The sequence below is a fragment of the Bradyrhizobium sp. OK095 genome (genome assembly GCF_900109945.1).
In the GTDB taxonomy this organism is placed as follows: Bacteria; Pseudomonadota; Alphaproteobacteria; order Rhizobiales; family Xanthobacteraceae; genus Bradyrhizobium.
In genome coordinates, this window is record NZ_FOBX01000001.1 from 996,976 (window position 1) to 1,019,233 (window position 22,258).

Annotated in this window: 18 protein-coding genes; 16 read left to right on the top strand and 2 right to left on the bottom strand. The window is 63.4% G+C overall.

Features of this window, described 5'->3' with window-relative positions; genetic code table 11:
* Positions 1–1,221 carry a glycosyltransferase family 4 protein gene (locus tag BMW89_RS04705; RefSeq protein ID WP_177195814.1) on the top strand — a complete coding sequence of 407 codons (1,221 nt, stop codon included), beginning with the start codon at positions 1–3 and terminating at the stop codon, positions 1,219–1,221.
* Positions 1,218–2,165: an NAD-dependent epimerase/dehydratase family protein gene (locus BMW89_RS04710; protein ID WP_092023119.1), complete on the top strand. Its 948-nt coding sequence runs from the start codon at positions 1,218–1,220 to the stop codon at positions 2,163–2,165. The genes BMW89_RS04705 and BMW89_RS04710 overlap by 4 nt, the downstream gene beginning before the upstream one ends.
* Here the strand turns inward: BMW89_RS04710 and BMW89_RS04715 are convergent.
* Positions 2,153–3,172 (bottom strand): MraY family glycosyltransferase, encoded by a 1,020-nt coding sequence (locus BMW89_RS04715; RefSeq protein ID WP_092023121.1) that lies wholly within the window; start codon positions 3,170–3,172, stop codon positions 2,153–2,155. The genes BMW89_RS04710 and BMW89_RS04715 overlap by 13 nt on opposite strands.
* Positions 3,169–4,128, bottom strand: a complete 960-nt coding sequence (locus BMW89_RS04720) for a lysylphosphatidylglycerol synthase transmembrane domain-containing protein (protein ID WP_092023123.1) — start codon at positions 4,126–4,128, stop codon at positions 3,169–3,171. The genes BMW89_RS04715 and BMW89_RS04720 overlap by 4 nt, the downstream gene beginning before the upstream one ends.
* 219 nt (positions 4,129–4,347) lie before the next feature.
* Between BMW89_RS04720 and BMW89_RS04725 the strand changes: the two genes are divergently transcribed.
* The 14 genes from BMW89_RS04725 (at position 4,348) to BMW89_RS04790 (ending at position 22,186) form a co-directional block, all read left to right on the top strand.
* Positions 4,348–5,337, top strand: a complete 990-nt coding sequence (locus tag BMW89_RS04725; protein WP_092023125.1) for an SDR family NAD(P)-dependent oxidoreductase — start codon at positions 4,348–4,350, stop codon at positions 5,335–5,337.
* A gap of 7 nt (positions 5,338–5,344) precedes the next feature.
* Complete coding sequence (locus tag BMW89_RS04730; RefSeq protein ID WP_177195815.1) at positions 5,345–6,757, top strand: mannose-1-phosphate guanylyltransferase/mannose-6-phosphate isomerase; 1,413 nt, start codon at positions 5,345–5,347, stop codon at positions 6,755–6,757.
* A 183-nt stretch (positions 6,758–6,940) separates the two neighbouring features.
* On the top strand, positions 6,941–7,948 hold the full coding sequence (locus BMW89_RS04735; RefSeq protein ID WP_092023129.1) for a Gfo/Idh/MocA family protein: 1,008 nt from the start codon (positions 6,941–6,943) through the stop codon (positions 7,946–7,948).
* A gap of 33 nt (positions 7,949–7,981) precedes the next feature.
* Positions 7,982–9,133, top strand: a complete 1,152-nt coding sequence (locus tag BMW89_RS04740) for a DegT/DnrJ/EryC1/StrS family aminotransferase (protein ID WP_092023131.1) — start codon at positions 7,982–7,984, stop codon at positions 9,131–9,133.
* A 47-nt stretch (positions 9,134–9,180) separates the two neighbouring features.
* The gene (gene murJ / locus BMW89_RS04745) at positions 9,181–10,707 is read left to right on the top strand and encodes a murein biosynthesis integral membrane protein MurJ (RefSeq protein WP_092023133.1); all 1,527 of its coding nucleotides are present in this window, start codon (positions 9,181–9,183) and stop codon (positions 10,705–10,707) included.
* A 15-nt stretch (positions 10,708–10,722) separates the two neighbouring features.
* The gene (locus tag BMW89_RS04750; protein ID WP_092023135.1) at positions 10,723–11,112 is read left to right on the top strand and encodes a hypothetical protein; all 390 of its coding nucleotides are present in this window, start codon (positions 10,723–10,725) and stop codon (positions 11,110–11,112) included.
* Positions 11,113–11,384: 272 nt separating this feature from the next.
* Complete coding sequence (locus BMW89_RS04755) at positions 11,385–11,660, top strand: DUF1127 domain-containing protein (protein WP_092023137.1); 276 nt, start codon at positions 11,385–11,387, stop codon at positions 11,658–11,660.
* A gap of 25 nt (positions 11,661–11,685) precedes the next feature.
* Entirely contained in the window at positions 11,686–12,621 is a 936-nt protein-coding gene (locus tag BMW89_RS04760) for a DUF1152 domain-containing protein (protein WP_092023139.1), read from the top strand.
* A gap of 275 nt (positions 12,622–12,896) precedes the next feature.
* Positions 12,897–15,695, top strand: a complete 2,799-nt coding sequence (locus tag BMW89_RS04765) for a helix-turn-helix transcriptional regulator (RefSeq protein WP_177195816.1) — start codon at positions 12,897–12,899, stop codon at positions 15,693–15,695.
* A gap of 99 nt (positions 15,696–15,794) precedes the next feature.
* On the top strand, positions 15,795–16,826 hold the full coding sequence (locus BMW89_RS04770) for an alpha/beta hydrolase (protein WP_092023141.1): 1,032 nt from the start codon (positions 15,795–15,797) through the stop codon (positions 16,824–16,826).
* A gap of 176 nt (positions 16,827–17,002) precedes the next feature.
* On the top strand, positions 17,003–17,896 hold the full coding sequence (locus tag BMW89_RS04775) for a type 1 glutamine amidotransferase domain-containing protein (protein WP_210187557.1): 894 nt from the start codon (positions 17,003–17,005) through the stop codon (positions 17,894–17,896).
* Between the two features lie 146 nt (positions 17,897–18,042).
* Positions 18,043–18,930, top strand: a complete 888-nt coding sequence (locus tag BMW89_RS04780) for an alpha/beta fold hydrolase (RefSeq protein ID WP_092023145.1) — start codon at positions 18,043–18,045, stop codon at positions 18,928–18,930.
* Between the two features lie 3 nt (positions 18,931–18,933).
* Positions 18,934–19,608, top strand: a complete 675-nt coding sequence (locus tag BMW89_RS04785) for an SDR family NAD(P)-dependent oxidoreductase (RefSeq protein WP_092023147.1) — start codon at positions 18,934–18,936, stop codon at positions 19,606–19,608.
* A gap of 268 nt (positions 19,609–19,876) precedes the next feature.
* Positions 19,877–22,186 (top strand): xanthine dehydrogenase family protein molybdopterin-binding subunit, encoded by a 2,310-nt coding sequence (locus BMW89_RS04790; protein ID WP_092023149.1) that lies wholly within the window; start codon positions 19,877–19,879, stop codon positions 22,184–22,186.
* The last annotated feature ends 72 nt before the right edge of the window (positions 22,187–22,258 follow it).

Genomic DNA, 22,258 nt, shown 5'->3' on the forward strand with positions numbered 1-22,258 from the left:
ATGCAGTCCCAAGGCAAGATCGTCGTCGCGAGCCAGCATTATCCGCCTGATCCGAGTACGACCGCGGCGATCATGGCCGAGATCGCCTGCCGCGTCGCCGGGGATCACGAGGTCGTCGTGCTGTCGGGCTCGCCCGGCGCGCTGCCGGCCTCGCAGATCGGCCCGGGCAAGCCGCGTGTCATTGCGATCAAGAACCGGATGGCAGGCAAGGCGGCGCTGGTGCGGCGCGGGGTGTCCGAGTTGCTGTTCGCTGCGCGCACATTCTTCGCGCTGATCCGTGAGCTCAAGGCAGGCGACGTCGTGCTCACCGTCACCGCGCCGTTCATGCTGCCTTATGCCGTTGCGGCAGCTGCAAAGCTCAAGGGCGCGCGCTCGGCGCTGATCATGCACGACCTCTTCCCCGATGTGCTGGTGATGGCGGGCATCCTGAAGCCCGGCTCGATCGTGACGCGGACGATGCGCTTCGCCAACAGCCTGATGTTCCGCGCGCTCAACGCCGTCATCACCATCGGCCGTGATGCGGAGCAGCCGCTGCTGAGCTATTCCGGCATGAGGCGGAACAAGATCCGCTTCATTCCGAACTGGGCGACGCTGGTGCCCGGGGCGCGTCCGCTCGCATCGGACAATCCGTTCCGAAAAGCGCTCCCCGCGCGCTTCATCGTCGGCCTGTCGGGCAATCTCGGCTTTACCCATGATCCCGAGATCGTGTTCGAGGCGGCCCGCCTGCTCAGGGACGAGCCGGACATCCATTTCCTGCTCTCGGGCTGGGGCATCGGCTTCGAGCAGCTGAAGCAGTTGCAGGCCGAAGCGAACTTGCCCAATGTCTCCTTCGTGGGACGCGTCGAGGATGTCGAGCTCGAGGCATTCCTGGCGTCTGCCAATCTCTGGATCATTCCGTACCGGAAGGACGTTGCGGGGGTGTCGGTGCCGAGCCGGTTCTACAATCTGCTGGCGGTCGGCCGTCCCGTGGTGCTGGTCTCCGAGCCCGAGGCCGAGGCTGCGTTGACGGTGGTGGAGAACGGGCTCGGCTGGGTTGTGACGCCGGGCCGCGCTGATCAGCTTGCGGAGGCGATCCGCGCGGCCTCCCGTGCCGACGCTGCCGCCATGGCGGAGCGCGCGGTGAAGGCGGCAACGAGATTCGACCGGACGGTTGCGATGAACGCCTATGCCGGTCTGATCGACGAATTGTTGCGCAACCCTGATCTGGCGGAGCAACGATGAGCGAGCGCAGGCCGGTCGTGCTGGTGACGGGAGCGAGCGGCTTCGTCGGCCGTCATGTCGCGCCCGCGCTGGCGCGCGAAGGATGGTCGGTTCGCCGCGCCGTGCGCAGCCCGGAGGGCATGGACGACGAGGTCGTGATCGAAACGATCGGCCCGGAGACCGACTGGCAGGCCGCGCTCGAAGGCGTCGATGCCGTCGTCCATCTCGCCGCGCGCGTGCATCACAAGCACGAGGAGCACGCGGTCCAGCTCTACCGCAACGTCAACATCGCCGGCACGCTGCATCTGGCGCGCTGCGCGGCGACGGCGGGCGTGGGCCAGTTCATCTTCGTCAGCACCGTTCTCGTGCATGGCCGCAGCAATGAAGGCCGCGCGCCGTTCAACGAGGACGACATCCTGACGCCGCGCGGTCTCTACGGCATGTCCAAGGCCGCGGCCGAGGCGGGCCTGAGGACACTGGCGCGCGACAGCGCCATGAAGATCTCGGTGATCAGGCCGCCACTGGTCTATGGTGCGGGCGCCAAGGGCAATTTCGCGCTGCTGACGCGTGCGGTGAATCTGGGAATGCCGTTGCCCTTTGCCGCGATCCATAATCATCGCGCCTTCCTGGCCGTGCAGAACCTGTCGTCGTTCATCCAGCGCCGGCTCGCTCATCCCGATCCCGCCAGCAATTTCGAGATATTCCTGGTGGCCGACAAGGAGCAGGTCTCGACGCCCGAATTCATCGAGCGGCTGGCGAAAGCCGCCGGCAAGAACTCGCGGCTGTTCGGCATACCTCCCGACCTGCTCGGCACGCTGCTCAGCCTGCTGGGGCGGCAGGATACGCATGACAGCCTGATCGGCTCGCTCGAGCTCAACATTTCCAAGGCGGTTGCGACCGGCTGGCAGCCGCAAGTTTCCCTCGACGAGGGCTTGCGGCTCGCGCTGTCGGCTCAGGAGACTTGAGGGCGGGAGAAGCGACGCAGCACGAAGCCAATCGCGACCGCAGCTGCGAGCAGCGAGACGATCGTGATCTCCGTCGACCCCGCGCGAACGGTGACGAGGGCCAGCGCTGCCAGCACGAGATTGAGCGCAAACACCTCGCCGATCACGCGCGGGACCGAAAAACCGTTGTCGGTCGCACGCTGATAGAAATGCGAGCGGTGCGCCGACCAGAACTGCTCGCGGCGCGCGATGCGGCGAAACAGCGTGATGGTGGCATCGACGAGATAGTATGCCGGCAGCAGCAGCGCTGCGGCGGCCTGTTCGTGCCAAGCCAGCTCCAGCAGGCACCAGCCGAGCAGAAGGCCGATCGGCAGGCTGCCGACATCGCCCAGAAATACCTTTGCGACCGGTTTGTTGAATGGTGCAAAGCCGAGCATGGCGCCGCACAGCGCCGCGGCGATCAATGCGGCCGGCCACGACAGCTCGCCGAGCCATCCCAGCAGCAGCAGTGAAGCGGCGACCGGCACCACTTCCGCTACCGTCATCAGATCGAGCCCGTCCATGAAGTTGACGAGGTTCACGAACCAGACGCCTGCGAGCAAGATCAGGCCGCGTTCGAGCGCAAGCGGCAAGGCCGGCACGATGCGGGCCTCCTCGGGCGCCGTGAACACGATCGCGCCGACGCAGGCTGCCTGCAGCACGAGACGCACCGGCACCGGAAGCGACACGATGTCGTCGGCAAATCCGACCAGTGCGATCACGATTGTCGCAATGACCAGTACGAGCGGGATCGCGACATTCGCCCAGGCCGCCCACATGTATGCGACGACAAGCGTCGCCGCGATCACCGCGATGCCCGCACCTTGCGGGGTGGGGATGCGATGGGAGGACCGCGCGTTGGGCCGCGCCAGTGCATAGCGCTGGAGGAGGGGACGGCTGGTCCAGGTGATGACGGCCGATATCAGTGCGGCGATCGCAACGGCAAGCAGCAAGGGCAGGGCGGCGAGCGCATCGGTCGCCGGGCTCACTCCGGCACTCCGAGCGGGGCGGAGCCTTGCGCGGCTTTCTCCGCACTGAGAATCCAGACGAGGCCGCCGACCGCGCCGACGATGAAGGACACGGCGCCAAACAGCAGCGAGACGTTGACGCCCTCATTAGCAGCAAGTCCGGCGAAGCCGAAGGCGAGGCCCATCGTCGCCTCGCGTACGCCCCAGCCGGCGATCGAGATCGGCATCAGGGTGATCAGCATGACCGGCGGAATCAGCAGGAAGATCTGACCGAAGCTGACGGGCGCGGCGATCGCCTGTACCACGCACCAGGCGATGACGACGGCAAGCACGTGAACGACGAATGACAGGATCGCGATGATTGGTCCGCGCGTGGGGCTGAAGATCACGCGGTTGGCGATCACGGCGCAGGCGTGGATGTGGTGGGTGGCCCACCAGGTCTTCAGCCACGGCCATTTCAGCGCGCCGAAGATCAGGAAGCCGAGGCCGCCCGCGAGTGCGACGAAGTCGATCAGCAGCAGCGCCGAGCGTCCGTGCGGGTCGGTGATGAGCTCGTAGCTCCAGGGCAGGCTCGCGACGACGACGATCGCGAGCGCGACGAGGCCGATCGCGCGATCGACGAAGATCGAGTAGGTGGCCGCGCGCCATCCGGCGCCGGCGCGCGCGACCAGCCACAGCCGCACCGCGTCGCCGCCGATCGCGGACGGCAGGGTCTGGTTGAAGAAGGCGCCGATCACGTTGTAGCGCATGGCGCGGCCGAGCTCGAGCGGCGCACCGCAGGCGGCGCTGATCTCGCGCCAGCGCAGCACGCCGATGAAGATTTGCAGGAACGTGACCGCGATCGCCATGGCGATCCAGAACAGGCTGCTTGCGGTGAAGCGCGACAACAGTTCGGTCAGATCGACCTTGCGCAGCGCCAGATAGAGTAGCGCCGCGGAAATCAGGATCTTGGCCGTCGACAGCAGGATTCGGCGCATCTCGCCCGTTTATCAGAGTTTGCGAAGATTTGAGGCAACCCGACGCGAGGCGCCGAATTCGGCCGCTTTGGTATGGTTTTGGCGCCAATCTTGCAATAGCCGTTGTAAACGGACGTTATGAAGGGCCGTTGCGGGGCTATTGCGACCCCCTCGATGCGGCGGCTAAAGAGGTCCCGCGGGGTGGCTTAGGGATCGGTTCAAGGATCCCTTGGGAACAGGATGACGGATCAGGCGATTTTGGTCACGGGGGCCGCGGGCTTCATCGGCTTTCACGTTGCCCGGCAGCTTCTGGCCGAAGGCCGGCCCGTGGTCGGGCTCGACAATCTCAACAGCTATTATGATCCGGCGCTGAAGACGGCGCGCCTGGAACTGCTGCAAAAGGATTTTCGCTTTTCCTTCGTCAAGGCCGATCTCGCCGACCGCGAGACCATCGCGGCGCTGTTTGCGCGCCACCGGTTTACGGAGGTCGTGCATCTGGCGGCCCAGGCCGGCGTGCGCTACTCGATCGACCATCCGCAGGCCTATGCCGAGTCCAATCTCCAGGGCTTTCTCAACGTGCTGGAGGGCTGCCGCAACAATGGTTGTCGTCATCTCGTCTACGCCTCGTCATCCTCGGTTTACGGCGCCAACACAAAACTGCCATTTGCAGTCAAGGATCGCACTGACCATCCCGTGAGCTTCTACGCCGCGACCAAGAAGGCGAACGAGGTGATGGCGCAGTCCTACAGCCATCTCTACCGGCTGCCGGTCACGGCCTTGCGCTTCTTCACCATCTACGGGCCGTGGGGACGGCCCGATATGGCCCTGTTTCTGTTTGTGAACGCCATTATGGCGGGAAAGCCGATCCGGCTCTTTAACCATGGCAAAATGCGCCGCGACTTCACCTATATTGACGACGTCACCCGTGTAGTATCCAAGCTCATTGATCTTGTGCCCGCGGATGACCCGGCTGCCGCAAATGCGCCGTCTAAGGTCTACAATGTCGGCAACCACCATCCCGAAGAGCTGATGCACGTCGTCGGACTTCTGGAGCAGGAGCTGGGTCGGACGGCGGTCAAAGAATTGCTGCCGATGCAGCCGGGAGACGTTTTGGAAACGTTCGCGGATGTCGAGGATCTGATGCGCGACACCGGCTTTGCACCGTCAACGCCGATTGCGCACGGGGTTCGTAATTTTGTCACCTGGTATCGGGACTACTTCAAGGTTTGAAATGACGATGGACAAACGCATTATTCCCCTGATCATGTGCGGCGGTGCCGGCACGCGGCTGTGGCCGGCCTCGCGCGAGGTGCGCCCGAAACAATTCCTGCCGCTGTTCGGCACGCGCTCGACCTTCCAGGACACGCTGCTGCGCGTCTCGGACAGCACGCTGTTCGATCGCCCGATCGTCATCACCAACGCGTCCTACCGCTTCATGGTGCTGGAGCAGCTCGCCGAGATCGGCATCGAGGCCGACGTGATCCTCGAGCCGATGCGGCGTGATTCCGGGCCCGCGATCGCAGCCGGCGCGGTGTTCGCGCAGAACCGCGCGAGTGATGCGATCGTGCTCGCGCTCGCCGCCGACCACGTCGTGCAGGACAATGCCGCCTTTGTCGCGGCCTGCCGCGAAGGCCTCACGGCTGCGAGCACCGGGCGCATCGTCACCTTCGGCGTCAAGCCGGAGCGGCCGGCGACCGAATACGGCTATATCAGCCCGGGCGAGGTGATCTCCGGCGAGGTACATGCGGTCGCGCGCTTCGTCGAGAAGCCTGATGCCGTGAAGGCCGCCGACTACGTCAATTCGGGCTATCTCTGGAACAGCGGCAACTTCATGTTCCCGGCCGCTGTGCTGCTCGATGAATACCGCAAGGTCGATGCGGCGAGCGTGGAGACGATCTCCAATGCTGTCGCCAATGCCGGCCGCGATCTCGGCTTTGTGACGCTGGAGCCCGAGGCGTTTGCTGCTGCGAAGGCGATCTCGATCGACTATGCCGTGATGGAGAAGACCTCGCGCGCCGCGGTCGTGCCGGTGTCGTGCGGCTGGTCCGATGTCGGCTCCTGGCACGCGGTGTGGGAGCTCTCGGCCAAGGACGCGCAAGGCAATGCGTCGCATGGCACCGCCGTGTTCGAAGACTCGCGCAACTGCAACGTCACCACTGACTCCGCGCTGGTTGCGCTCGAAGGCGTCGACGATCTCATCGTGGTCGCGACCGCGGACGCGGTGCTGGTCTCGCGGCAGAAGGATGCCAACGGCCTGAAGCGTCTCGTGACGAAGCTGAAGACGGTGGCACCGAAGGTCACCGAGGAGCATCTGAAGGTGCATCGGCCCTGGGGCAGCTACCAGTCCGTCGACAATGGCGAGCGCCACCAGGTCAAGCGCATCGTGGTGAAGCCGGGCGGACGCCTGTCGCTCCAGAAGCACCATCATCGCGCCGAGCACTGGATCGTCGTTCGCGGTGCGGCTCGCGTGACCGTCAACGAGACCGTCAAGACAGTGCACGAGAATGAGTCCATCTACATCCCGATGGGCGCGGTGCACCGGATGGAGAATCCCGGCAAGATCATGCTGGAACTGATCGAGGTCCAGACTGGAAGCTATCTCGGGGAAGACGACATCATCCGGATTGAAGACGACTATCAAAGGTCGTAACCAGCAGGCTCCGAATCACGCCCCCCGGGCCGAAAGGCCGCATTCTTTCAGTAGCTTAAGGCCCGGGGAACGTGTAACTTTTTGAATCAAATCGTGTCCGGTCAGTTTGGCCGGCATTCGCCACAAATGTGGCGTCCGTGCTAGGAGTGGCCCGGGGTTTGAGTTGAATCGGGGTTCGATCAGATGAGTTCCAAAGTGTCACAACCGGCAAAGGCCGGCTTGCGCGTCGGCGTCATTGGTGCCGGCGTGATGGGCAGCAACCACGCGCGCGTGCTCGCAGGGTTGCCCGGCGTCACCCTGGTCGGCGTGGTCGATCCGTCGCCGGCGCACCGGACGCGCACCACCGAGCTTGCGAGCTGCGAGGGTTTCGAGACCATCGACCAGCTGTTCGCCGCGGGCGTCGATGCCGTCACCATCGCGGCGCCGACCCATCTGCATCACGAGGTCTCGCTCGCCTGCATCGCCAAGAACATCCACGTGCTGGTCGAAAAGCCGATCGCGTCCACGGTCGCGGAAGGCCGCGAGATCGTCACTGCCGCGCAAAAGGCCGGCGTGACGCTGATGGTCGGCCATGTCGAGCGCTTCAATCCGGCGGTCGCCGCGGTCAAGCAGGCGATTGCGGGCGAGGACATTCTGTCGATCGCGATCACGCGCGTCGGCCCGTTCCCGCCGCGCATGTCCAATGTCGGCGTCGTCATCGACCTCGCCGTGCATGATATCGATTTGATCCGCTGGTTCACCGAATCCGACATCGTCGAGGTGCAGCCGCAATTGTCGAGCGCGATCGCCGAGCGCGAGGACATTGCGCTCTTGCAGTTCCGCACCGCCAACGGCGTGCTCGCCCACATCAACACCAACTGGCTGACGCCGTTCAAGGCGCGCAGCGTCACGGTCGCAACCCGCGGCAAATACGTGATGGGCGATTTGCTCACGCGTCAGGTCACCGAGTGCTTCGGCTTCAAGCCGGATGGCAGCTATTCGATGCGGCATCTGCCGGTCGGCCATGACGAGCCGCTGCGCGCCGAGTTGCTCGCGTTCCTCAAGGCCGTGCGGAGCGGCGAGACCCCGGCGGTCACGGGCGATGAAGGCGTCGCCAGCCTCGAGATTGCGACGCAGTGCCTGGAGACGCCATCGCGGCCTGCGGCCACGTCATCGTCGGCCCGCAAGGGTCCGCGCCGCGTCGCCGGCTGATCCCTTTCCGTGTCGACCATTCAAGAAGGCGCCATGAACCAGCATCTGCGTTCCGAACCCATTCCCTTCATCGACGTCGCCTCGCAGCGCCGCCGGCTCGGCGCCTCGCTCGATGCGGCCGTCAAGCGCGTGATGGACCATTGCCAGTTCGTCAATGGTCCTGAGGTTTTCGAGCTCGAGAAGCAACTCGCGGCCTATTGCGGCGCCAAGCACGTGGTGGCCTGCTCCAACGGCACAGATGCGCTTCTGATGGTGCTGATGGCGAAGAACGTCGGGCCCGGCGATGCCGTGCTGTGTCCCTCCTTCACCTTCATTGCGACCGCGTCGCCGGCGGCACGGACCGGCGCGACGCCGGTTTATGTCGACGTCGATGAGACGACCTTCAACATGAGCCCGGAGTCGCTCAAGCGCGGCATCGCGGCCGCGCGCAAGGCCGGCCTGAAGCCTGTCGCGGTCATTCCGGTCGATCTGTTCGGACAGCCGGCCGACCACGATGCGATTGCCGAGATCGCAAAGGCCGAAGGCCTGTTCGTGATCGATGACGCCGCGCAAGGTTTTGGCGCGAGCTACAAGGGTCGCAAGCTCGGCACTTTCGGGCTCGCCACCACGACCAGCTTCTTCCCGGCAAAGCCGCTCGGCTGCTTCGGCGACGGCGGCGCGATCCTCACCGATGACGACGAGCTCGCAGCGACGCTGCGCAGCATCCGCGTGCACGGGCAGGGCGTCGATAAATACGACAACGTCCGCCTCGGCCTGACCGGCCGGCTCGACACCATGCAGGCCGCGATCCTGATCGAGAAGCTGAAGATCTTTGACGACGAGATCGCCGCCCGCAACAGGGTTGCCGAACGCTATGAACGCGGCCTGTCCAACGTGGTCACCGTGCCGCGCCTTGCACCCGGCAATACCTCGGTCTGGGCGCAGTACACGATCCGCTTGCCCGAGGGCACCGACCGCGATGGCTTCGCTGCCGCGCTAAAAGCCCAGGGCGTGCCGACCGCGATCTATTACGGCAAGTCGATGCATCAGCAGACCGCCTACAAGCAGTATCCGGTCGCAGAGGGCGGCCTGCCGGGTTGCGAGGCCCTGTCGCAGGACGTCATCAGCCTGCCGATGCACCCCTATCTGACCGAAGCCGACCAGGAGCGAATCATCGCCGCCGTCCGCGGCGCGCTTTCGGCGTGATCTGCCCTGATTTTGCAGCGAGCCGTCTCTTCCTCTAGAAGAGACGCATGCTCGGACGCATCTTCACGGTTGGTGGTTACACGCTGCTCTCGCGGCTGACGGGATTTGCCCGCGACATCATGCTCGCGGCGATCCTCGGCGCCGGCCCGGTGGCCGACGCCTTTTTCGTGGCGCTGCGGCTGCCCAACCATTTCCGCGCGATCTTCGCCGAGGGGGCCTTCAACGCCGCCTGGGTGCCGGCCTATGCCCATGTCCATGGCGAGCGCGGGGAGGGCGCGGCAAAACTGTTCGCCGACCGCATCTTCACGCTGCTGCTGGCCTCGCAAGTGGTGCTGCTGATCGTCGCCTGGCTGTTCATGCCGCAGGCCATGAGCTTACTTGCGCCCGGCTTTTCCGAGGACGCCGAGCAGCGCAAGCTCGCGATCGAGCTGACAAGGATCACCTTTCCCTATCTGCTGCTGATCACGCTGGTGACGCTCTATGGCGGCATGCTCAACGTGATGCAGCGCTTTGCCAGCGCCGCGGCCGCGTCGATCTTCCTCAACATCTCGATGATGATGACGCTGGCCGTCGCTGCCTGGTTTCCGACGGCGGGCCACGCAGCCGCCTGGGGCGTCCTGATTTCAGGCTTCCTGCAATATTTCCTGCTGGCCGGCGATCTCGCCCGCCATGGCGGCTTGCCGCGCTTTGCGCCGTTGAAGCTTGATGAAGACGTCCGCGCCTTCTTCAGGGCGCTCGGGCCGGCGACGCTGGGATCGATGGGCACGCAGGTCGCGCTGTTCGCCGACACCATCATCGCGACCTTCCTGCCCGCGGGTGCGCTGTCGGCGCTCTATTATGCCGACCGCCTCAATCAATTGCCGATCGGCGTCATCGGCATCGCCATTGGCACCGTGCTGCTGCCGGAGATGTCGCGGCGGATCACGGCCAATGACCATGACGGCGCGATGAAGGCGCAGCGCCGCGCATTCGATTTCACGCTGCTGTTCTCGGTCCCATTCGTTGCGGCCTTCCTCACCGTGCCAGATGAAATCATGCGCGCGCTGTTCGCGCGCGGCGCGTTCTCGAAGGCCGATGCGGCCGCTGCCGGTGCGACGCTCGCCGCCTACGCGATCGGCCTGATCCCCTTCGTGCTGATCCGCAGCGCGGTCGCGACCTTCTATGCCCGCAAGGACACCGCGACGCCAGTTCGCGCGTCGCTGACCGGCATCGCCGTCAACGTCGCGCTGAAACTTGCCTTGATGGGATCGTTCGCCCAGATCGGCCTGGCGCTGGCGACAGCCGTCGGGGTCTGGACCAATCTGCTGCTGGTGCTGTTCTTCGCTGTGCGACGAGGCTTTCTCGTGCTGGACCGCGCATGGCTGTTGTCCCTCGCCAAATTCCTGCTGACGGGCATCATCCTCGCCGTCGCCTTCTGGCTGATCGCACGCTTTGGCGGTTCTGCGCTGGGCGCGATGCACTTCCGGGATGAAGTGACGCTGGTCCTGTTGGCTCTGGGCGGGACGATTGTCTACGCAATCACAATCGTCGCGCTGTTCGGCCGAAGTTGGTTGGTCGCGCTGATACGCGGTTAGGGATCAAGAGAAGCCATGGAACTAATCGGTCAAGCGCCCGAATTGACTGGACTCTTGTGCGAGGCGTTTATTTGTGAGGGCTGCGTCTTTAAGGGCAAACCTTTAGATAATGCCGGCGTCGTTTACCTCCGGTTCGACGGTGTTTGGCACCGGTTGGTCATCGACTGTGGCGTCATATTTTGGCGGCCGTTTTCCGACCAGCCGAGCCCATGGGACATTGCAAGCGAGGGCTGGGAGTATCCTCACGTAGACGTGGGCGCCATCGCCAGCGTTGTCGGCCATCGTCTCAGAGAATACAGGATGGAAACCTTCTCAGCTGGCGGCAGCGTCATCTTCTATTTTGATAACGACCGCACGGTCACGATCCATAACGAAAACGATGCATCGAATTTCCGGATTGACTGACATCCTGAATGCGCCGGGGTGAGGTTCGCCTCCAGGATGCAGCCGACCTCAGTACATCCCTTGATTTTGCGCGATTGCCGTGCTATTGGCGTTCTCATGATTAAATCGTCGCGCAAACTCAACTGCAACCACATGACCCGCTTCGGCTGGGCCGTGGAAGGAGTCGCGCGCTAGAATTCGACGACGACATCTTTTCACCAGGCCCCGCCGGCATCGGACGGGGCCTTTTTGTTTGGCCACGCTCCCTGCCGGCACAACAGCAGGAGCGTGCGATGCCACCACAACTGACTAACGTCTCACCCGAGACGGAGGGCGATGCCGCGAGGCTGCGCCTCGACCTCTCCATTGTCTTGAGCCTGCTCAAGCAATATTGGCGTGCGTTTCAGCAGCGGCGCCAGGGCCAGCTGGTCACCTTGCAGGATCTGAGTGACAGGGAGCTGATGGATATCGGCCTGACGCGCGGTGAGATCGACTACTTCACGCCTGAACGCGCTATCGATAGGCTGAGAGATCGCGCCACGGATCCATGGAGCCGAGGGGTGATGTAGATGATCAACAGTACGGTTCTCAAATATGATTCCGTTTCTCGAACGACTCGATCGTGCAAGCAAAGTGCTTGTTGCGGGCTGCGGCGGCGGCTTCGACGTCTTCGCCGGAGTCCCGCTCGCTCAGCATCTGATGGCGCAGGGCACGCAGGTGGTGTTTGCCAGCTTCTCCTTCACGAATCTGTGGCTGTGCGACGGTGAGCGTGTCGGGGAGACGGTTTGGCGCGTCGATCAGCGCGCCGCCGAGATTCCGTACTTCCCGGAGAAGTGGCTGGCCGAATGGCTCGGCCGCCGCGAGCAGCTCGTGCCGGTCTACGCTTTTGCGAAGAGTGGCGTTCGCCCACTCGCGACGGCGTATCGCTGGATCGTCGACCATCATGACATCGACACCGTTGTCCTGGTCGACGGCGGAACAGACAGTCTTGTATTCGGCGACGAGCCTGGCGTCGGCAGCGTCGTCGAGGACGCCATCTCGCTCGTGGCCGCCGATCAAGCGGCGGGTGAACGTGTCTTGCTTGCTGCGATTGGCTTCGGCGTAGATCACTATCACGGCGTCTCGCACCATGCGTTCCTGGAGAACGCGGCGCAGTTGATTCGCGAAGGCGGGTTTCTCGGCATGTTTTCGTTGTCGCAGGGCAGCAAGGAGGCCGATGCCTTCCTCGATCTGGTCGACTACGCCAACCAGCGCCAGCCGCAGCACCCGAGCATCGTCTGCAATTCGATCGCGAGTGCATTGCGGGGCGAGTTCGGCAACTATCATGCCACCAACCGGACAAGTGGGAACGAACTCTTCATCAACCCGCTGATGACGCAATACTGGACGTTCCAGTCCTCGGCGGTGGTTCGTCGCATGGCCTATGCGGGACAGCTGGCCGGGACCGAGCGTGCCGAGGACGCCCGCAAGATCATCGACCTTCACAGGGAAATGACCGAGCTGCGGCCGTTCCGTCCGATCCCGCTCTGAAACGCAAGGGCGCCGGACAATTTTTCGCAGACGGCGCCCGCCTAAACCCGTTTGCCTTGCCACTTTTTCCACGGCGATATGGTCCGCAAAACAACCATAGGACGGGACAAGAAAATGGCGGCTCCCATCGAGTTCGGCGAGCCAAAGCCTGCTGCGGTTGATGAGATATGTCTGAAGCAGCCATCACGTATACGGCTCTCCTCCGGGGCCCGGTACATGCTAACGTTTAACCTCGGTCGAGTTCGAAAGGGTGCAGTGTCACCGACGGTTATGCGATGGCCAGACGGGCAAAAAAGGCAGCCTCGCCGCGGAAAGGGCGCCCTGGTGCTGCCCTTGCGTCCCCCAGTTTGCAGGGGCGAGCGCAAGAACTTGCCCTGATCGATCACCTGATCGAACGGATCGACCAAGGTGGATCCACGCTGGTTATCAGTGGCGAGCCCGGCATCGGGAAATCTGCGCTCCTCGAGGTGGCCAGGCACAGAGCCAGTGAACGTGGCTTCACCGTCCTTAGCATGACCGGCGTCCTAGCCGAAGTCCATCTGCCGTTTGCAGCACTTGAACAGGCCCTGCGTCCTCTGATGAAGGGGGGCGTGGGCCTTGTCCCGCGCCAGAGATCGGCCTTGCTGGCCGCTTTTGGCATGCATGATGAAGCGGGGGCACCCGATATTTTCCTGGTAGCACTCGCGACGCTGTCTCTTCTAAGCGAAAGGGCGACGCGCGAGCCCCTCCTGCTTGTTGCCGACGATGCCCAATGGCTGGATCAGGCGACCTATGAAGTCCTGGCCTTCATCTCGCGCAGATTGAGTTCGGACCCGATCGTTCTCGTGGTGGCCATGCGCGATGACTTCAAAAGTTCGCTCGTCGACGCCTCCGCCCAGAGGCTGCGACTTTCAGGGCTTGACGAGGCCGACGCGGAGCATTTGCTGGACGCCAATGCGCCGTGCCTCCCGGCGGAGTTGCGCAGCCGCTTCCTTAAGGAAGCTTCGGGCAATCCTCTGGCCCTTGTGGAGCTGCCCCGCGGAGAACGAGCCACAGAGGCTGGAGACGCACCGTGGCTTCCGCTGACCGACCGGCTCGAACGCGCCTTCTCCAGCCGCTTGTCCGACCTCCCGCAGCTCACGCGATTGCTGTTGTTCGTGACGGCAGAAAACGACGGGACATCGCTCCACGAAATCCTTCGCGCCGGCGAAGCCGTGTTGGGCGAGCGCCTGGGGATCGATGCCATGGCGCCTGCGGTCGCCGCCAAGCTGATCGAAATCAACGGAACGGAGGTGAGGTTTCGGCATCCGCTCGTTCGCTCCGCCATGCACCAAGCCGCCGACCCGGTGACCCGTCAAAGGATCCACGCGGCGCTTGCTGCCGTTATTCACGATCAGCTTGACCGCCAATTATGGCATCGCGCCGCCGCGACAATCGGACCTGACGACGAACTCGCTGGCGAGTACGACCGGATGGCGGCGCGGGCGTTGCGGCGAGGCGCGGTGGCCATGGCGATCGAGGTTCTGGAAAGTGCGGCACGGCTGAGCAGCACGGCGAGAGCCAGAAGCGACCGGTTGTTGCAAGCCGCTGAGCTCGCTGCCGATCTTGGACAGCCGGAGCTTATGGAACGCCTGCTGCGTCAGGCCGACATCGACGAATCGAATCAGCTGGCGCTTGTCCGGATCGCCTGGTGTCGCGAGATCAGTCAGCCTCCAGCCGTCAACGATCCCGCTAAGATTCTCGCCCTGGTCGGGTTCGCCGCCCGAGCGCGGGCCGCCGGGGCGATCGATCTCGCTGGCAATCTTCTTTGGCGAGCCGCGCAACGCTGCTGGTGGAGCAGCGCAAGCGCTGAACTTTGCACAACGGTTCACGATGCGGCAACGCGGTTGGAGTTGCCTGAGACGGACCCCCGCCTGATCGCGATCTCCGCTTACGTCGAACCGCTGCGGCGGGGCGCCGATTTATACCTCAGGCTCCAGTGGCTCGCGGAAACTGCGCACAGCGATCCCACCGCCGCGAGCATCCTCGGTAGCACCGCCAATGTCATCGGGACCTTCGACATCGGCGTGACCTTCCTCGCCGAGTCCAGCGCTGCGCTGCGTACGCAGGGACGGCTTAGCAATCTTGCCCGGGTGCTTTTCGCCCAAGGGTGGGCGGAAACTGAAGTCGGTGACTGGAGGGGAGCCATGAGGGAGGCCGAGGAATCCGCTCGGCTCGCCGAAGAGACGGGCGGGCTCCCGTGGATTGCTGCGGCCACGATCCTGAAAGCCAGGCTTGCAGGAATGCAAGGCAATCTGGAGCAATCAGAAGCGTATGCGGCGCAGGCGGAAGCCTTGGCGCTGTCCGTCGGCGCCAGTTTCCTGCCGGCCATGTTGCAGATCGCACGAGGGGTATCCGCAATCGGCGCGGGCCGTCATTGGGAGGCCTACGAGTATCTGCGACGCCTGTTCACGCCGGCCGATCCCGCTTTCAATTTCGGCCTTCAGTTCTTTGGGCTCGCGGATTTCGTGGAGGCCGCCGTTTCCTCCGGCAATGCGAGCGCGGCGAGGGGCGTGCTCGACGAGATAGAACGCGTATCGGCTCCGACGCCGGTGCCATGGGTCGGGACGATGCTGCAATATGGCAAGGCGCTCCTTGCTGAGCCTGATGATGCCGAACAGTTTTTCCTGCAAGGTCTTGGGCCGGCCGCGAAAAAGTGGCCGTTCTTGCGTGCCCGCTTTCTCCTGGCATATGGCGGGTGGCTGCGCCGCCAACGCAGGTCTGCCAATGCGAGAGCTCCATTGCGAGAGGCTCGTGACATTTTCGATGCGCTCGGGGCTTCGCCCTGGAGTGATCGTGCCCGGGAGGAATTGCGTGCTTCGGGCGAAACCAGCCGTCGGCGAACCGAGCAGGTGTGGGAAACACTGACCCCGCAGGAGCTTCACATCGCGCAACTCGCCGTCGAAGGTCTTTCGAACAAGGAAATCGGCGCCAGACTCTATCTGTCTCACAGGACCGTCGGCTACCACCTGCACCGGATATTTTCGAAAGCCGGAATCACCTCGCGGTCCGGACTACGTCCCATTCTTGCCAGCATCGGCCATCCCGCAAGCTGACCGCCGATCTGTCATCGGACTGGTCATTTGACAGAAGCGGCAGCCCCTCCTGGCGGGCTATCTGTGCGGCTGCGTGTAACCCCCGAGACAAAGTTGACCATGAAAATCTTCTCGCTCGCAACCCTCAGCCTTGGAGCAATCCTCATGACCCAAGCCGCCCATGCGGCTCCGGACGCCGGCACCGACCCCCGGATCGATCCCCAGGTTCGCGCCTTCCTGCGTGAGATCAACAAGGATCCGAGCCCGTTCTGGGAACTCCCGCAACCGAAGCCGCAGGAGATCCTGACAGCGCTTCAGAACAAGACCCCGGTCGATATGTCAGGAGTGAATACGACCGAGCAGACCATCACCCAAGATGGTCAAGCCGTGAAGATCTATATCATGAAGCCCGAGCAAGTTACCGGTAAGCCTGGTGTGCTGCTATTCATTCACGGCGGCGTCTGGATCGTCGGCAACTTCCAGAACCATCAGCGTCTGCTGCGAGACCTGGTGGTCGGCTCCGGCCAGATCGGCGTGTTTGTGGAGTACACCTCCTTGCCCGCGGCGCGATTCCCCACTCAGCTCGATCAATCCTATGCGGTGCTGAAGTGGGTAGCGAGCCACGCCGAAGAGTTCGGCGCTGACGGCAGCCGGATTGCCGTGGCCGGTAACTCGGTTGGCGGCAACATGACCGCGGCGCTGACGCTCATGGCCAAAGATCGCGGCGGCCCAAAGATCAGCTACCAGGCAATGATGATCCCGGCGACCGACGCCAGCGTGGATACCGCGTCCTATCACGAATACGGCACGGGGCGATTTCTGGCCCGCGCCTTCATGAAGTATGGTTGGGACCTGTACGCACCGGACGCAGCAACGCGCAACAACCCCTACGTCTCGCCGCTGCGCGCGAGTTTGCAGCAGTTGCAAGGACTTCCGCCGGCCTTGGTCATCACCTCGGAAAACGACCCGTTGCGCGACGAAGGCGAGGCCTACGCCCGCAAGCTCAAGGAGGCCGGGGTCTCCGTGATCGCTACCCGCTACAATGGCATGATCCACGACTTCGTCCTGCTGAACGGTATCCTGACCGACCCCGAGCCCCAGGCTGCGATCCGTCAGATATCTGCGGAGATCAAGGCACATCTGGCGCCCTGATCCCGGGGTTGGGAACGGGAGTCGGCGACACGGTCGCCGCCTCCCGGCGTCCTGACCGATCGCGAACTGACGAGGGCGCTGTGCCGCTCACCTTCTAATCGATCAAATTGGTTACGAACTCAGGCTGCGGGATCGACATCGTGCCGTGCCGTAGCCTGAGCACCCTCGAGCCACGGGTGGCCGAAGGTTTCCTATCGAAAGTCACCATGAGCCTCATTCTACTACCGATCCCAAGCCGCGATTTCGACCCATCGGAAGTTGCGGTGAGTTGGAAGGTGCTGACGCAGCGCGGTCATCAGGTCGTTTTCGCGACGCCAGATGGCAAGGCGGGCACCTGCGATCCGATCATGCTTTCCGGTATCGGACTTGACCTCTGGAGCGGCATCCCTGTGCTTCGCAATATCCGTGTCCTCGGGCTCCTGCTGAGCGCCAATGCTGACGCGCGGAACGCCTACGCCGAAATGCTGCGCGATCCGGCTTTTAAAAGCCCGATTTGCTGGGACCAGATCGCGTCCGGCGGCTTCGACGGCCTGTTGCTGGGAGGCGGGCACCGGGCGCGCGGCATGCGCGAATATCTCGAAAGTATTGTTCTTCAAAGGGTCACCACCGAATTCTTCGCCGACGAAAAGCCGGTGGCCGCGATCTGTCATGGCGTGCTGCTTGCCGCCCGTAGCAAGTGGGTCGATGGCCGGTCCGTGCTGCACGGAAGAAAAACCACGGCATTGCCCTGGGCTCTGGAACGCAAGGGCAGCGCGCTCGCTCATGTCGGGCGCTTCTGGGACCGCAACTATTATCGCACCTATACTGAGGCGGCGGGGCAACCCGCGGGATACATGTCCGTGCAGCAGGAGGTCACGCGCGCGCTTGCCGATCCTGCGGATTTCATCGACGTTCCCGAGAACGACATGGACTTCAAGAGCAAGACCAGCGGCACAGCACGCGATACGGCGACCAATGATCGCCCCGCCTTTGTGGTGCGGGATGAAAATTATGTCTCGGCGCGCTGGCCCGGCGACACCCATAGCTTTGCCCGCACATTCGCCGAAGTGCTCGAGGCAAGGGCACCGTGACCGATCGCGGCTCGCGGACTGAAGACCCGCCGACCGACCGCATTTGTCGATACGGCGCAGATCTGCCCCGCCTGATTCCTCGACGAACGATCACGATGAAGCTGCACCTTCAACGCGATTTCCAGACATAACGAACGAGCAAGATCATGGTTGGTCAAGACGCATCCGACTATACGCGCCGCTGGTGCCCCAATCAGAAACTGGAATTTCTATCGTTGACCTCGGTCGGTCCAAAGGTCCGCTATTTGCGCGCCGGCCAAGGTCCGGTGCTGGTCCTGCTGCATTCAATCCGCACCCAGCTGGATCTGTTTCAACGGGTGATTCCGAAGCTCACCGATCGCTTTACCGTATACGCATTCGACTATCCGGGATTTGGCTGGTCGGAAATCGTTCCGGGCGCCGACTATCGAGAACCAGCGATGCGAGGGCATGTTGTTGATTTTATCGAAGGGCTCGACTTGCGCGACGTCATCCTGGCTGGCGAGTCGATGGGTGCCACGCTGGCATTGACGGTCGCGGCGGTACTTGGGGATCGCGTGAAACAGGTTGTCGCATTCAACCCGTATGACTATTGGCCGGGTGTGGAGCGGGCCAGCTTTCTCGCATCAATCATTATCAAAAGTGTTCGCGCGCCCCTCATCGGGCCGATTTTTGCCGCCTTGGAAAGCCCGGCCACTCTTGCCGGCATATTAAGAGGCGGTTTCCACGACCCACGCTGCTTGCCGTCGGACTTTGTCGACGAGTTGATAAGGAGCGGGAGGCGGCCCGGTTATTCGGAAGTTGCGCGCGCCATTTATCGTAGCCTCGAGAGCTACGTCGCCGCGCGATCGTATTACATGCAGATCGATGTCCCGGTGACACTGGTCTATGCCGATCACGATTGGTCGCGCCCGGCCGAGCGCGAAGCAAATCTGGCTCGAATCAAGCAAGGGAAGATGATTGCTATCAACGATGCAAGCCATATTTGCTCACTCGAAAAGCCGGAAGAAGTCGCCCAAATTCTCATAAACGCGGTCCCACTGTCGAGGAGATAGATCATGAAGACCTTTCTCAGCATCGGATCTGGTCCGGGTATTGGCTTGGCGACCGCCGAGCGATTTGCCCGCGACGGGTTCCGGATCATCTTGAGTGCTCGGAACGAGACCAAGACGAATGAGCTTGCCGGGCAACTCAGGGCGAAGGGCCACAGGGTTGAGGTGCGCGCGGTCGACGCAGCTGAGCCGTCCAGCATCGCTGCGCTCGTAGGGCAGGTTGAAAGCGAGTTCGCCGGGTTAGACGTTCTGCATTTCAATGCAGCCTCGATGCGGAAGGCTACGTTGGCAGATCAACCGCGCGAGACGTTCAACCATGATCTCGCCGTCAATATCGGTGGCGCATTGGTGGCCGCGCAGGCTGCGGCGTCCAACATGATCGCGCGGGGCTCAGGCTCCATCCTGTTCACAGGCGGCGGCTTCGCTCTTCAGCCGCACCCCGACTATCTCTCTCTGAGCATCGGTAAGGCGGGTATTCGTGCGCTGGCGCAAGGCATCTTCGAGCCGTTCCAGAAAAATGGCGTCCACGTCGCGACTGTTACCGTGGCAGGCCTCGTTATGAGCCGCAAAGACGCCGATGCCGTGGCCGAGCAGTTCTGGCAATTGCACAGCCAGCCCGCCGGCTCGTGGCAGGTCGAGATCGTCTATACGCCCGTCGGCCAAGAGCAGAGAAGCGGCTGATCGGGCTGTGCTCAAGTCCATGGGCGGACGGCTGAGGGCATGATCAACGTGCTCGTTACGGCTGTGACGAGGTTGTTGTGAGCCCGTCGCGGAGATGCGCAGGATCGTCAACCTCCATAGCGAAACCAGCGAACTCCGGCAATTCCGCGACGGAGGATGAACGGCGCTTTTCCCGCCCTGCGACCCTTGTGCCCGCCTAAACCCGTTTGCCTTGCCACTTTTTCCACGGCAATATGCTGGCAAAACAACCATAGGACGGGACAAGAAAATGGCGGCTCCCATCAAGTTCGGCGTTGGCCAAAGCGTGCTGCGCAAGGAGGATGACGCGCTCATCCGCGGCAAGGGCCGCTATACCGACGATTACGCGCCGCAGGCCGTGCTCCGCTGCCTGATGCTGCGCTCGCCGCACGCGCATGCCAAATTCACCATCGATGCGAGCCGTGCCCGCACCCTTCCCGGCGTCGCGTTGATTCTGACCGCGACCGAAATCGCCGGTCTCGGCGATCTGCCGTGCCTGTTCAATCTCGAGACCGACCCGTTCAAGGGGCCTCCTTACCCGATCCTCGCCAAGGATGAGGTGCGTCACGTCGGCGATTCCATCGCCTTCGTGGTCGCCGAGACCATCGACCAGGCCCGCGACGCGATCGAGGCGATCGAGGTCAAATGGAGCCCGCTGCCGGCGGTGACCGGCGTCGTCAACGCCGTGAAGAAGGGCGCGCCGCAAGTCTGGCCCGACAAGGCCGGCAATGTCCTGTTCGACGTCTCGATCGGCGACAAGGCCGCGACTGAGGCTGCGTTTGCCAAGGCGCATGCGGTCGCCGAGATCGCCATCGTCAATCCGCGCGTGGTCGCGAGCTTCATGGAGACGCGCGGGGCGGTCTGCGAATACGATGCCAAGAACGATCACCTCACGCTGACAATTGGCAGCCAGGGCAGCCACCGCCTGCGCGACATCCTCTGTCAGAACGTGCTGAACATCCCGACCGAGAAGATGCGGGTGATCTGCCCCGATGTCGGCGGCGGCTTTGGCACGAAGCTGTTTCCGTACCGCGAATACGCCTTGGTGGCGGTCGCAGCGCGCAAGCTGAAAAAAGCGGTGAAATGGGCGGCCGACCGCACCGAGCATTTCATGGGCGACGCGCAGGGCCGCGACAACGTCACCACCGCCAAGATGGCGCTGACTGAAGACGGCAAATTCCTCGCGATGGATTGCGACCTGATGGGCGACATGGGCGCCTATCTCTCGACCTTCGGGCCCTACATTCCCCACGGGGGCGCCGGCATGCTGCCGGGCCTCTACGACATCCAGGCCTTCCACTGTCGCGTGCGCACCATCTTCACCAACAGCGTGCCGGTGGACGCCTATCGTGGCGCAGGCCGGCCCGAGGCCGCCTATGTCATCGAGCGGCTCGTCGATGCCTGCGCGCGAAAACTCGACATGACGCCGGACGCCATCCGTCGCAAGAATTTCATCCAGCCGAAGGCGCTGCCCTACAAGACGGCCACGGGCAAGGTCTACGATTCCGGCGACTTCGCCGCGCATCTCAAGCGCGCGATGGAGATCGGCGACTGGAAGGAGTTTTCCAAGCGCGCAAAACTCGCCAAGAAGAACGGCCTGATCCGGGGCATTGGGCTGGCGAGCTATGTCGAGGTCTGCGGCACCATGGGTGAGGAGACCGCCAATGTGCGGATGGATCCCAATGGCGATATCACCGTTCTGATCGGCACGCAGTCGAGCGGGCAGGGCCACCAGACCGCCTATGCGCAGATCGTCGCCGAGCAGTTCGGCGTTGCACCTGAGCGCGTGCACGTCCACCAGGGCGATACTGACATGATTGCCACGGGCCTTGGCACCGGCGGCTCGGCCTCGATCCCCTCAGGCGGCGTTAGCGTCGAGCGCGCCACGCGTGAGCTCGGCGAGAAGCTGAAGGCGATCGCGGCGCAGGCGCTGGAGGCCAGCGCCGGTGACCTCGAGATCACCGACGGCATCGTGCGCATCGCCGGCACCGACCGTTCGATCTCGTTCGCCGATCTCGCCAAGCGGCCCGGCGCCGATCCGTCGAAGCTGAATGCGAGTGCGACCTTCGCCAGCGCCGACGGCACCTATCCCAACGGCACCCATGTCGCGGAGGTCGAGATTGATCCCGCGACCGGCATCATCAAAATCGTGAACTACGTCATCGTCGATGATTTCGGCAAGACGCTCAATCCGCTGCTGCTCGCAGGGCAAGTGCATGGCGGCGCCATGCAGGGTATCGGCCAGGCGTTGATGGAGCAGGTGGTCTATGGCGCCAGTGACGGCCAGCTCATCACCGCGACCTTCATGGATTACGCGCTGCCGCGCGCAGCGGACGGGCCGGACTTCGTGTTCGAGACCAACAACATTCCCTGCACGACCAATCCGCTGGGCGTGAAGGGGGCGGGCGAGGCCGGTGCGATCGGCTCCTGTCCGGCCGTCGTCAACGCCATCGTCGACGGGCTCTGGCGCGAATACAAGATCGACCACATCGACATGCCGGCGACGCCCGAGCGGGTGTGGATCGCCATCAACGAGCACCATCGCCGTCACAGCCTGTGACAATCTTTCATGGAATGAAATTGGCCACGTGGTGTTGGCCCCATTGTGGGGTCAGCACGATCCTGTCTCAGG